Annotated in this window: 8 protein-coding genes and 6 pseudogenes; 6 read left to right on the top strand and 8 right to left on the bottom strand. The window is 66.0% G+C overall.

Annotated elements, in window-relative coordinates:
- Positions 1 to 28 precede the first annotated feature (28 nt).
- Positions 29 to 981 (bottom strand): annotated as a pseudogene (locus ACPEE0_RS06095) (general stress protein).
- A 77-nt stretch (positions 982 to 1,058) separates the two neighbouring features.
- On the opposite strand from ACPEE0_RS06095, the pseudogene ACPEE0_RS06090 reads away from it, so the two are divergent.
- From ACPEE0_RS06090 to ACPEE0_RS06080, 3 genes and pseudogenes are all read left to right on the top strand, one after another.
- Positions 1,059 to 2,341: pseudogene (locus ACPEE0_RS06090) on the top strand (magnesium transporter MgtE N-terminal domain-containing protein).
- Complete coding sequence (locus ACPEE0_RS06085) at positions 2,325 to 3,023, top strand: DUF1003 domain-containing protein (protein WP_424574148.1); 699 nt, start codon at positions 2,325 to 2,327, stop codon at positions 3,021 to 3,023. The pseudogene ACPEE0_RS06090 and the gene ACPEE0_RS06085 overlap by 17 nt, the downstream one beginning before the upstream one ends.
- Positions 3,023 to 4,165: an Mrp/NBP35 family ATP-binding protein gene (locus ACPEE0_RS06080; RefSeq protein ID WP_009357715.1), complete on the top strand. Its 1,143-nt coding sequence runs from the start codon at positions 3,023 to 3,025 to the stop codon at positions 4,163 to 4,165. Before ACPEE0_RS06085 ends, ACPEE0_RS06080 begins: the two co-directional genes overlap by 1 nt.
- 44 nt (positions 4,166 to 4,209) lie before the next feature.
- On the opposite strand, the gene ACPEE0_RS06075 is transcribed toward ACPEE0_RS06080, so the two are convergent.
- The 3 genes from ACPEE0_RS06075 to sigE all read right to left on the bottom strand — a co-directional run bounded on the left by ACPEE0_RS06075 (position 4,210) and on the right by sigE (position 6,178).
- Positions 4,210 to 4,620: a twin arginine-targeting protein translocase TatB gene (locus tag ACPEE0_RS06075; RefSeq protein ID WP_009357716.1), complete on the bottom strand. Its 411-nt coding sequence runs from the start codon at positions 4,618 to 4,620 to the stop codon at positions 4,210 to 4,212.
- A 69-nt stretch (positions 4,621 to 4,689) separates the two neighbouring features.
- On the bottom strand, positions 4,690 to 5,475 hold the full coding sequence (locus ACPEE0_RS06070; RefSeq protein WP_009357717.1) for a hypothetical protein: 786 nt from the start codon (positions 5,473 to 5,475) through the stop codon (positions 4,690 to 4,692).
- A gap of 88 nt (positions 5,476 to 5,563) precedes the next feature.
- Positions 5,564 to 6,178, bottom strand: coding sequence for an RNA polymerase sigma factor SigE (gene sigE / locus ACPEE0_RS06065; protein ID WP_035752576.1), 615 nt, complete (start codon positions 6,176 to 6,178; stop codon positions 5,564 to 5,566).
- 229 nt (positions 6,179 to 6,407) lie between these two features.
- Here sigE and ACPEE0_RS06060 point away from each other — a divergent pair, with 229 nt between their 5' ends.
- The gene (locus ACPEE0_RS06060; protein ID WP_009357719.1) at positions 6,408 to 7,040 is read left to right on the top strand and encodes an O-methyltransferase; all 633 of its coding nucleotides are present in this window, start codon (positions 6,408 to 6,410) and stop codon (positions 7,038 to 7,040) included.
- Between the two features lie 68 nt (positions 7,041 to 7,108).
- On the opposite strand, the gene ACPEE0_RS06055 is transcribed toward ACPEE0_RS06060, so the two are convergent.
- The 4 genes and pseudogenes from ACPEE0_RS06055 to ACPEE0_RS06040 all read right to left on the bottom strand — a co-directional run bounded on the left by ACPEE0_RS06055 (position 7,109) and on the right by ACPEE0_RS06040 (position 10,048).
- A complete protein-coding gene (locus ACPEE0_RS06055; RefSeq protein WP_009357720.1) occupies positions 7,109 to 7,276 on the bottom strand; it encodes a DUF3117 domain-containing protein in 168 nt (55 codons plus the stop codon).
- A gap of 232 nt (positions 7,277 to 7,508) precedes the next feature.
- Positions 7,509 to 8,790: pseudogene (locus ACPEE0_RS06050) on the bottom strand (hypothetical protein).
- Positions 8,787 to 9,218 carry a DivIVA domain-containing protein gene (locus tag ACPEE0_RS06045; protein WP_009357722.1) on the bottom strand — a complete coding sequence of 144 codons (432 nt, stop codon included), beginning with the start codon at positions 9,216 to 9,218 and terminating at the stop codon, positions 8,787 to 8,789. Before ACPEE0_RS06045 ends, ACPEE0_RS06050 begins: the two are co-directional and overlap by 4 nt.
- A gap of 48 nt (positions 9,219 to 9,266) precedes the next feature.
- A pseudogene (locus tag ACPEE0_RS06040) lies at positions 9,267 to 10,048 on the bottom strand (TIGR00730 family Rossman fold protein).
- Between the two features lie 103 nt (positions 10,049 to 10,151).
- Here ACPEE0_RS06040 and ACPEE0_RS06035 point away from each other — a divergent pair.
- Both ACPEE0_RS06035 and ACPEE0_RS06030 read left to right on the top strand, forming a co-directional pair.
- Positions 10,152 to 10,906 (top strand): annotated as a pseudogene (locus ACPEE0_RS06035) (amino acid ABC transporter ATP-binding protein).
- An 84-nt stretch (positions 10,907 to 10,990) separates the two neighbouring features.
- Positions 10,991 to 11,876, top strand: a pseudogene (locus ACPEE0_RS06030) (glutamate ABC transporter substrate-binding protein).
- Positions 11,877 to 11,927: the final 51 nt, after the last annotated feature.

Below are 11,927 nucleotides of genomic sequence, written 5' to 3'. Positions count from 1 at the left end.
GCCCCGCTTTGTTGCGAACGGGACGCGCCTACTGGCGCGGATCCGCCGGCCGCTGCGGTCCTTCAGGGCCATGGCCGCCCTCGGTACCCGGCAGGTTCTCGCCCTGGGCCGTTTCCTCGGGGTGTCCCGAAACGGGAGCAGCGCCGGGCTGGGCAGGCCCGGCGGCGGGAGCCTGGGCAGCCGGACGCCGTACTGCGGCCGGCCATCCGGCAGGTCCGGGTAACGGACCGAACGCGCCGGCGCGGGTGCCTGCTCCTGGCGCGGGCCGCCGTCGTAATCCTGGCCGCCCTGCTGCTGGCCGCCTGGGTGGCCGCCGTCCTGTGCGGAAGACCCCGTGGACTGGCCGTACGGGTCCTGCCAGCCGGACGGGCGTGCAGGTCCCTGCCCCGGCTGCTGGTGGTGCTGGTCCGGCTGGTACGGCTGGTTGTAGTAGTCACGCTGCGTGTAGGGTCCGCTGCCGGCGGCCGCATCGGAACGGGTCATCGGGAGCTGCTGCAGCAGCCGGCGGGCCTCATGGGCGGCCTCCGGCGACACGATGACGTCGTAGCTGGTGGCAACCACCTGGCTGGTGGAGGTGAAGTCCCGCTTGCCGCGCTGCATGGCGTAGGTGACGATGCCAAACAGCATGAAGAACGCAGCGCCCATTAGCACGGAGGTAAGGATGGAGAAGTACCCCGGCGACGGTGCGAAGAAGGACAGCAGCACACCGACGAACAGGCCGAACCACATGCCGCTCAACGCTCCCGAAAGAGCCACCCGGGGGTAGCTCAGGCGCCCCGTCACCCGCTCCACCATCTTCAGTTCGTTGCCCACGATGGATACCATCTGAACCGGGAACTGCTGGTCCGCGAGGTAGTCCACCGCCTTCTGGGCATCCAGGTAAGAGTTGTAGGAGCCGACGGTGTCGCCGGTGGGAACGGCCCTGGCTTCGTCCATGCCGTTGGGGCCACCTGCCTTGGGAGCACCAAAAATGTTTGCCATACCCCCATTCTTGCCCATCAGCATGCATGCTGCCTGGGAATTCAGCTAAAAGAGAGCAGACTCGGTAGCCTGTAGGAGTGAGCACAACACCTACCCGCGTCTTCGTTGCGCGCCTGCTGGGACTCGACGTCTTCGACCCGCTGGGTGACCGGCTGGGCCGGCTGCGCGATGTTGTTGTGCTGTCCCGCGGAACCCAGGGCGCCCCGCATGTGGTGGGCATCGTGGTGGAGGTGCCGGGGAAGAAGCGTGTGTTCGTTCCGATGACGCGCATCACCTCCATCGACCAGAGCCAGATTATCTGTACCGGCCTGGTGAACCTGCGGCGCTTTGAGCAGCGCGGTGCGGAAACGCTGGTGGTGGCCGAGATGTTCGACCGCCGCGTTACCCTGCGTGACGGCAGCGGCGACGCCACCATCGAAGACATCGCCATGGACCAGGGCCGCTCCGGCGACTGGTTCGTCAGCAAGCTGTTCGTCCGGCGCGGACATTCGCTGTCCCCCTCAGCCGGCTGCGCCGCAACGAGACCCTGATCATTGACTGGGCAGACGCCTCGCAGGGCCCGCGCACGGAGCCGCAGGCCGCCACCCAGTTCGTGGCAAACCACGAGGACCTCAAGCCCGCAGACTTCGCCGAGGCCCTCCAGGAAATGAGCGACAAACGCCGCTTCGAGGTGGCCAGCGAGCTCCAGGACGAGCGACTGGCCGACGTCCTGCAGGAACTCCCGGAGGACGACCAGGTGGAGATCCTCTCCGCCCTGGACGTCCAGCGCGCCGCCGACGTGCTGGAAGAGATGGATCCGGATGACGCCGCAGACCTCCTCGGCGAGCTTCCCTCCGCGCAGGCGGAGGAGCTCCTGCAGCTGATGGAGCCGGAGGGCGCCGAGGACGTCCGGCGCCTGCTGGAATATGACGAGGACACCGCGGGCGGCCTGATGACGCCGGTGCCGGTCATCCTGCCGCCGGAGGCCACCGTGGCAGAGGCGCTGGCGCATGTCCGCCGGGAGGAACTGTCCCCGGCCCTGGCCTCCTCCATCTTCATTGCCCGGCCGCCGCTGGAAACCCCCACGGGACGTTTCCTGGGCGTGGTGCACATCCAGCAGCTGCTCCGCTTTCCCCCGTACGAGCCCCTGGGAAACCTGGTGGACAAGAACCTGGAGCCTTTGTCCGACCAGGCACACATCAGCGAGGTGGCCCGGACCCTCGCAACGTACAACCTGAACTCCCTCCCGGTGGTCAACCACACCGGCCGCCTTGTGGGGGCGGTGACTGTTGATGACGTCCTTGATCATCTGTTGCCGGATGATTGGCGCGCCCATGATGGCGAAGCCCCGATAAGAAAGCTCGGTGGACGCATTGGCTGACAGCAGCGCTCCAAAGAACCCGAACCAAGGGTCCCGGCCGGGGTACGGCGAAGGGCGGCAGCCTGGACACGCCGCTGAGCGGACGCCAGCGGATCCTGCCCAGTTCTCCCCGGATCCGGACGCTTTCGGCCATGCCACCGAAGGTTTCGCCCGCTTCATGGGAACGCCGCAGTTCCTGGTCTACATGACGGTGTTCGTCGTCGTCTGGCTCGCTTGGAACACGTGGGCTCCGCTGGAGTGGCAGTTCGATTCCAAGGACCTCGGGTTCACCCTGCTGACCCTGATGCTGTCGCTGCAGGCCTCGTACGCTGCGCCCCTGCTGCTGCTGGCCCAGAACCGGCAGGACGACCGGGACCGGGTGTCGCTGCAGCAGGACCGTCAGCGTGCCGAACGCAACCTGTCCGACACTGAGTACCTCACCCGGGAACTGGCGTCGCTGCGGATCGCACTGCGTGAGGTGGCCACCCGCGACTACGTCCGGGCCGAGCTGCGGTCACTGCTCGAAGACATCTTGGAGGCGCAGGAGGAACTGCGCAGCCATGACCAGACGGGCCCGGGCAGCCACGAGTCCCCCAAGGACAAGGTCAAGGACAAGCTGCGCGAGCAGCGCGACCGGCAGCGCAATCCTCGAACGCAGCAGATCCCCCGGATTAAGCCCGGCCACTCCAACCAGGACCGTTAATGAATGAACGTACCGCCAACTCCGGGTTGGCCGATGCAGTCACGGCTGCGCTTTCCACCGTCATCGACCCCGAGCTGAGGCGTCCCATCACGGAACTGGGAATGGTGGACTCGGTAACGGTCTCCGACGACGGCAGGGTCAGCCTGACCGTTCTGCTCACCATTGCCGGCTGCCCGCTGAGGGACACCATCACCGCCGACTCCGAAAAGGCGCTGGGGGCTGTACCGGGCGTCACCGCCGTCGACGTGGACCTGAAAGTCATGGACCAGGCGCAGCGGGACGCCCTCAAGGAAAAGCTCCGCGGCGCCGGCGGCCAGCGTGGCATCCCGTTCAACCAGCCCGAATCCCTCACCAAGGTCTTCGCCGTGGCCAGCGGAAAGGGCGGCGTGGGGAAGTCTTCCGTCACCGTGAACCTTGCGTGCGCCATGGCCGCCCAGGGCCTGCGGGTGGGCATCGTGGACGCGGATGTCTATGGCTTTTCCGTTCCTGCCCTGATGGGAATCACCCAGTCACCCACCCGCGTGGACGACATGATCCTGCCGCCCGTCGCCTACGGCGTGAAGGTGATCTCCATCGGCATGTTCGTCACGGGCAACCAGCCCGTGGCCTGGCGCGGGCCCATGCTGCACCGCGCCCTGGAGCAGTTCCTTACGGACGTCTACTTCGGCGACCTGGATGCCTTGTTCCTCGACCTTCCGCCCGGCACCGGGGACATCGCCATTTCGGTGGCCCAGCTGCTGCCCAAGGCCGAGATCCTGGTGGTGACCACTCCCCAGGCCGCGGCAGCGGACGTCGCCGAACGCGCCGGCGCCATCGCCACCCAGACGGGGCAGAAGGTGGCAGGCGTCATCGAGAACATGTCCTACCTGGAGATGCCCGACGGCGGCCGGATGGAATTGTTCGGAAGCGGCGGCGGCGCGGTCCTCGCCGAAAGGCTGACGGCCACCGTGGGCGCGGAGGTGCCGCTGCTGGGACAGATTCCCCTGGACATCCAGCTCCGTGAAGGGGGCGACACGGGAGTTCCGATCGTGATTGGCCAGCCGGGAACGCCTGCGGCTGCTGCCTTGTCAGGGATCGCCGGCCGGCTGGCTGCGGTGCCGCGGGGCCTGGCGGGCATGAAACTGGGGCTCCAGCCGCGCTGATAATCGGGCCGGTCCGAGGCCGCGGATGGTGAAGCGCGGGATTCCTAGGTGGCTTCGGTATCGTACGGCGCGGCTTCGCCTGGCGGGAGGGACTGCACCACGCGCTGCGGCCGTGCCGGAGCCGCATCCACGGCGGCAACGGCTGCCGCTCCGGAGACGGCGGCCACTGCGGCGGGTGCTCCCGCACTGACGGGTTTGGAATCGTCGTCGAGAAGCGCTTCCTTGATGATGCGCCGGGGATCGTACTGGCGGGGATCGTACTTCTTCCAGTCGACATCATCGATGTCGATGCCCACTTCTTCCTTGATCTGCTCGCGGGCGCCGGACGCCATGCGGCGGACTTCCTTGACCAGGTTCGCCAGTTTCTGGGTGTATTCGGGCAGCCTTTGGGGGCCGATCACCAGGATGCCGATGAGCAGCAGAAGAAAGAACTCCGGGCCGTTGATTCCAAACACTTTAGGAAGATTACCCTCTCCGGGCTGCCGGTGACGATTTCCGTCCCGCGGGTACGGACCATACCTGTATCACCGGGTAAGAAGGGCAACGATGTTGTTGATCCCGCGCTGCATCCGTGCGCCGAGGGACTCCCCGTGTCCGGACCCGTCCGGTTCCTGGCCGGCGGCGGCCGCCACCCCGGCAGTGGACTGGTTGCCCAGCTGCTGCAGGATCGGCACGGCGTCATCCGCCTGGTCTGCGGGGAGGTTGGACTCGTAGGTGAAAGTGCGGGCAGGTGTCCGGTAGGTGGCCGTCCATGGCGAGGTCCCGCCCAGTTGCAGCGGGCTGCCGTGCTGGCCGGAGACGGCCTGGCCCTGGGCGCCGGTGGCGTGCTGCTCGGTGACGGTGGCGTAATGGGAGCCGTCGGTGAGCCGCAGGGACACAGCGGGCTGGCCGTCGACGACCACTGCCCTGGCGGACTCGAGATGGAAGCCCATTGCTTCCAGCTCCGGGCACGCCCAGCCCTCGGCCCGCAGCCTGCCGAGCTGTTCCTCCGTCAGCGCCCGGCCGTCCGCGGGAGTCTGCGAGGAGACCTGGGACAGCGCCGCCGAGGTGGCTGCGCCGGCCGTGGGTTCCGGGTCGCCGGCGGCAGCGAAGGCGCCTACGGCCAGGACGCCGGCGGCCGCAACAGTGCTTCCGGCCGTGACTGCCAGCATCCGGACTGCAGTCCGCGGCGCCGGAGCGTGCGTGGCCACTGGCAGTGGCTCTGCAGCCAGTACCGACGTGCGTGCGAGCAGGCGCGCGGTCAGGTCGTCGCTGGCCGGGGGGATGGGCGCCTGCCTCAGCCGCTCCAGGTACTGGCGTTCACGGCGCACGGCAGAGGCACATTCATGGCACGCCGAAAGATGGCCGGGGGTTCTCTGGTGCCTGCCGCCGAGGGGGAAACGGGACCTCATGCGCCGATCAGAGGATGCCTGCTATGCGCGGCATGGAAAGCTTGCGCCGCGTCTGCTGCGGACGCGGGTCCCGGTGGGCGAGCTTCTCCCGGAGCATGGTGCGGCCGCGGTGGATGCGGGACCGGACGGTGCCCAGCTTCACGCCCAGCGCCTCCGCCACCTCGTCGTAGGACAGTCCCTCCAGGTCGCACAGGACAACGGCGGCCCGGAAGTCCGGCGGCAGTTCTTCCAGCGCAGCCTGGACGTCCAGGTCCAGGTTGTTCAGCTCAAAGCTCTGCTCCGGCCCCGGCTCGCGCCCCGGCAGGCGTGACTCCGCGTCCTCGGCCAGCGCATCGAACCGGATGCGGGTCTTGCGCCGCGCCTGGTCCAGGAACAGGTTGGTGGTGATGCGGTGGAGCCAGCCGTCGAGCGTTCCGGGCTTGAAGTTGTCCAGCGACCGGAACACCCGGACGAACACCTCCTGGGTGAGGTCTTCGGCGTCGAACTTGTTGCCTGTCAGGCGGTAGGCCAGCCGGTACACTTTGGCCGAGTGGTTGGTGACTACCTCTTCCCAGGTAGGACGGACCCAATCGGCGTCGGGATTATTTGTTGCAGGGACAGGTGCCACAACTGAAGATGACATCGTCCACTCCCCTCGTGGAATGCTAACGCCCGGATACTGTTGACATCTCTGATTCGGCGCCGATCACCTTTTGGATGAGCGGATAATTATCATTTCAAACTTGGCTGGGAATTTCCTGACTGCCGGACATTTCAGCCGTGGGCGCAACAGCCCGCCTCCGCTGCCGTTTCGCCGGAACACAGTAGGCTGTAGGAGACACTCCCCCCTTCCGCCCAGAAAGCGAATATTCATGAGCGCCGACAAGTCCATCAGCTGGTCCTATGCAGAAGATCTGCCCGCTGAGGATGAGGTCATGCTTCGGGCCAGGGAGCGCTCCTTCGAACTGGGGGTCACGCCCATCGGGCCGGGCGTCGGGGCTGTCCTCACCGTCCTCGCCGCGGCCTCGAAGGCGCAGACCGCCGTCGAAATCGGCACCGGCGCCGGGGTGTCCGGCGTATGCCTCCTCCGCGGGCTTGGTCAGCAGGCGGTCCTGACCACTATCGATGTCGACGTCGAACACCTCAAGGCTGCCCGTGAGGCTTTCGCCGAGGCCGGCAGCCCCGCCAACCGCACCCGGACCATCTCCGGCCGCGCCGGTGATGTGCTGCCGCGGCTGACGGACGCAGCGTACGACCTGGTGTTCATCGATGCGGACAAGCCGGGCCTGCCCGGTTATGTGGAGCAGGCCATCCGGCTCCTGAAGCGGTCCGGGCTGCTGATCATCAACGATGCCCTGGACAAGGACAAAGTGGCCAACCCTGCGGGACGCGAGGCAACCACGGTGGTGCTCCGCCAGGTGGGGAAAGCCATCCGCGACGACGAACGGCTGGCGTCGGCAATGCTTCCCACCGGAGACGGCCTGCTGGTGGCCGTCAAGAAATAGCGTCCGTAACAGGCGCAATAGAAAGGACAGGGTCCGCAGCTGCAAGCTGCGGACCCTGTCCGGCACGATTATTCGGTAACGCCTACCAGGCATTCCTTGAGGTTTGCCGCCTCGGCAGCGTTCAGTTCGACCACAAGGCGCCCGCCGCCCTCGAGCGGGACGCGCATGATCAGGCTGCGGCCCTCCTTGGTGACTTCCATTGGGCCGTCGCCGGTGCGTGGTTTCATCGCCGCCATGAGGAATTCCCCTCCATTTTGTCCCAGGACTGATCAGCCCGGGCGGGCTGTGTCCGCATGTCGATCAAGCCGCTATGGCGGGCTGCTTTTACCGCCAAGGCTGCGCGTATTCTGAATGCTTTTTGTCCTTGCTTACTTACCATTATCGCGGAATTACCCGCACGTAGCTAATCGATGGAGATTTTCGGTGTGCCTATATTCCCGCGCTGACCTGCGGGGGGAGTTTCCGGAACTAGGGCGGGTAATCTCCGCCGCCCGGCAATTGCGCCCAAGCCCAAAGCCACACGATCCACACGATCTGGAGCAGCAGGAACATGGTGACCACCGTTCCCCGATAGGCCCTTGACCTGGACAGCAGCACGGCCCCGAGCGCGAGCGGAAACAGCGGGAGCAGCATGCGGAAGGTACTGGTTTGCGGATGCAGGAATGCCACGAGGTAGCCCATGTAGCAGGCGCACCACAGCCGGAGTTCGACGCCGAGGCGCACCACGGGCGGAAGGAACAGCATCAGCCCGAACAGGGCAACGAAAACAAACGGCGCAAGGAGCCCCAGCACGGGACCGAAAAGGTCGACGCCGGCATCGAACCACGGCTTGAACGGCACCAGGTCGTGTCCCCGCCAGGCCGTTTCAGTCTTGGTGTAGGCCTGGAAGTCGCCCGTCGCGGCCCAGGCCGCTGCGGGCCAGGCAAGGGCCGAGACCCCTGCAACAGCGGTCAGCACAGCCAGCGAGATAAGGTCCCGGATGGAGTGCGCTTCCCCTGCATCTACGCGTGAGCCCGCTCCGCGGAGACCCCCGGACAGGGGGAACCGCTGCAGGAACCGGAAGACGATGACGAGCCCGAGCATGAGCGCGAAGGGTACGCCCACGGGACGGGACAGGCAGAGCAGCACCACCACCGGAACAGCCCACAGGTACTGCCGGCGCACCACCAGCAGCAAGGCGCCCGCCAGGAGCAGCAGGGACAGCGGCTCCGCGTACGGCACCTGCAGCACTGCCGATACCGGGAACGTGGCGAAGAAGGCGACCCCCCATAGCGCAGCAGCATGGGGTGCCTTGTGGCGGAACAGGGTGTAGACCAGCAGTGCCGCACCCCAGCCGGCCAGCATGGCGATGATGGTGAGTGAGGCCGCGGGGCCCAGTCCCGTAAGGCGTCCCAGCCCTCCTGCGAGCGCGGGAAACAGGGGGTCAGAAAGCCCAGGCGTTCTCCTGCACGGTGCCGGAGGCGTCTGTGGGCAGGACCGACGGATAGCCGTTGGCGATCACCTCGCCGTACCAGCGGGCGTCCCAGATGTTGATGAAGTTCCAGTAGTCCGGCTTCGCCGGGAAGCAGGGGTTGGGCCCCTGGTGGAGTGCGGCCGCCATGAAGATGCACGCACTGACCAGCCTGGCACTGATGTAGATGGCCGAGACCTGGGCCCACCACGGCCAGCTGCGCATCGCTGCTCCGGCCCGGTCCGCCAGCGCCTGGGCGGAAGAAGCGATGCCCGTCCTGCGCCGGGCCACGGTACTCACCGGCCGTCCTCGCCTGAGGTGGCCTTCCCGCCGTCGGGCGTTCCGGCGGACCCGCCGCCGTCCGATCCCCCATCCAATCCCCCGCTGCCGGCGGCAGGCTGCTTCTCACAGGCCTGCAACCGGGCGCGCAGCTCTTCCACCTCCTGCTCCCTGGCTGCCAGCTGGTCGCGGAGCTCGTCGAGGACCTGGTCCACCTGGTCCATCCTGTAGCCCCGGAGGCCCAGCGAGAAGCGGACGCGGTCCACGTCCTCGGGGGCGGCACCGGCAGGCAGAAGCACCGGGGGAAGATTGGCCGGGGGCTGTTCGAACCCGCCGTCCAGCAGCACCGGCAACGGCCGGTCACCGGCACCCCTGGCACGGCGCCCCAGGCTGGCCCAGGCAACTGCCCCAACCAGCACAATGGCAAGGAAAACCAGAAAGAAGCTCACCGTTCCATCGTGCCAGACCCGGCCCGCCGTCCTGGACTGCCTGTAAAGCTACTCCGGCCGCTGCTCGCCGTTAAGGGACGGCGTAATGCCCGCCTGCAGGACGCGGTTCACAGCCTCGCCGGGATCGTCCACCAGCTGTATCAGGTCCAGGTCCTTTTCGGAGACCATTCCTTCGGCCACCAGGGTTCCCCGGATCCAGTCGATCATGGGCCCCCAGAATTCGACGCCGAGCAGGACGATGGGGAAGGACGTCACCTTCCGGGTCTGCACCAGCACCATGGCCTCGAACAGTTCGTCGAGGGTTCCCAGGCCGCCGGGGAGCACGATGAACCCCTGGGCGTACTTGACGAACATGGTCTTGCGGGCAAAGAAGTACCGGAAGTTGATGCCCAGGTCCACCCACTGGTTCAGGCCCTGCTCGAACGGCAGCTCAATGCCCAGCCCCACGGAAACGCCGTTGCCTTCAACCGTTCCGCGGTTCGCGGCCTCCATGGACCCGGGTCCCCCGCCGTGATGACCGCGACGCCGGCCTCCGCCAGCTTCCGGCCGACCTCGACGCCCATTTCGTAGTAGGCGCTGCCCGGCTTGGTGCGTGCCGAACCGAAGACGCTGACCGCCTTGCCGATGTCCGCAAGCGCACCGAACCCCTCCACGAACTCGCTTTGGATTCGCAGGACCCGCCACGGATCCGTGTGGACGAACTGCCCGGGGCCCTTGGTATCAAGCAGATGCTGGTCCGACATTTCCACCGCCGCCTGCTTGCGGCGCAGCTCGAGGGGCCCCTTACGGCGCGGCTGGGAGTTCTTGGCCGGATCTGCATTGATGCTCATTCCCCTAGGCTAACCTCCCGTGGCAGGTATCTCTTGAATCACGATCCGCAGGAACCTGGGGTGATTCCCGTCATAACCACCCGCAGTTCGCTAGATTCTTCCTATGACTACTCTTGTGCCCGGCGATACCCTCGTTTCCCTGCAGGCCGTCAATAAGCATTACGGCCAGCTGCACGTTTTGAAGGACATTAATCTTCAGGTCCGCAAGGGCGAGGTGGTTGTGGTCATCGGGCCGTCCGGCTCCGGTAAGTCCACGCTGTGCCGCGCCATCAACCGCCTGGAAACCATCGAAAGCGGAACCATCAGCATTGATGGGAAGGTGCTTCCCGAGGAGGGCAAGGAACTCGCCCAGCTCCGTGCCGACGTCGGAATGGTTTTCCAGTCGTTCAACCTCTTTGCCCACAAGACCATCCTTGAGAACGTCACGCTTGGTCCCATCAAGGTCAAGGGTGTTCCCAAGGGCACCGCGGACAAGGACGCCATGGCGCTCCTGGAACGCGTGGGCGTTGGCACCAGGCGCCCAAGCTTCCGGCACAGCTTTCAGGCGGCCAGCAGCAGCGTGTTGCCATCGCCCGTGCCCTGGCCATGAAACCCAAGGTGATGCTCTTCGACGAGCCCACGTCGGCGCTGGACCCCGAGATGATCAATGAGGTCCTGGACGTCATGATCCAGCTCGCCAAGGAGGGCATGACCATGATCGTCGTCACCCATGAGATGGGCTTCGCCCGCAAAGCCGCGGACCGCGTTGTCTTCATGGCCGACGGCCAGATCGTCGAGGACGACACCCCGGAGGAGTTCTTTACCAACCCCAAGAGCGACCGGGCCAAGGATTTCCTTTCCAAGCTCCTCACGCACTGAAACCCGCGCCACCCAACACCCGAACCCACCACACTCAAGTTCGCACCCAGGCCGTGACCCACGGCCATCAATGAAAGGAATGTCATGAAGGCATTTACCAGGCGGAAGTCATTCTTCGTGGCGGCTACCGCTGCCCTCGCCCTGTCCCTGAGCGCCTGTGGCGGCGGCGGCACCGGGACCACGGATGATCCCACTGTGGCGGAAAAGCCCACGTTCGCGGCAGGCACCACCATGGAGAAGCTGTCATCGGCCGGCACCATCAAGATCGGCACCAAGTTCGACCAGCCGCTGTTCGGCCAGGTGGGCCTTGACGGCAAGCCTGTTGGTTTCGACGTCGAAATCGGAAAGCTTATCGCCGCTGAGCTGGGCATCCCCGCGGACAAGATTGAATGGTCCGAGACCGTATCCGCCAACCGCGAACCGTTCATCGAGCAGGGCAAGGTTGACCTGGTGATCGCTACCTACACCATCAACGACAAGCGCAAGCAGGTTGTCGACTTCGCCGGCCCTTACTACGAAGCCGGCCAGGCACTGATGGTCAACAAGGACAACGACACCATCAAGACCCCCGAAGACGTCAAGGGCAAGAAGGTCTGCTCGGTGACCGGTTCCACCCCCCGCTGCCACCATCGTGGACAAGTACGGGGCTGAACTCGTTCCGGCGGCTACCTACTCGGCCTGCCTTGAACCGCTGCGCAACAAGCAGGTGGAAGCCATCACCACGGACAACGTGATCCTGGCCGGTTTCGTGGACAAGGAGCCGGACGCCTTCAAGCTCGCTTCCGACGAGACCTTCACCAAGGAACCGTACGGCATCGGCCTGAAGAAGGGTGACACCGAGTTCCGCAACTGGATCAACGACCAGCTGGAGAAGTTCGAGGAGAACGGCTCCTACGAGAAGGCCTGGGAAGCAACCGCAGGTTCAGTCATCAAGACGGCTCCCGACCTGCCCGAGATTGACCGCTACTAAACCAGCCGCACGTTGCCGGGGCCGCCTGACGGCCCCGGCAACGTCCGCTTC

The sequence above is a fragment of the Arthrobacter sp. SD76 genome (assembly GCF_049726125.1).
Lineage (GTDB): Bacteria > Actinomycetota > Actinomycetes > Actinomycetales > Micrococcaceae > Arthrobacter > Arthrobacter nitrophenolicus.
The sequence above is the reverse complement of the archived record's forward strand: the minus strand, read 5'-3'. Positions and strand labels throughout refer to the sequence as shown.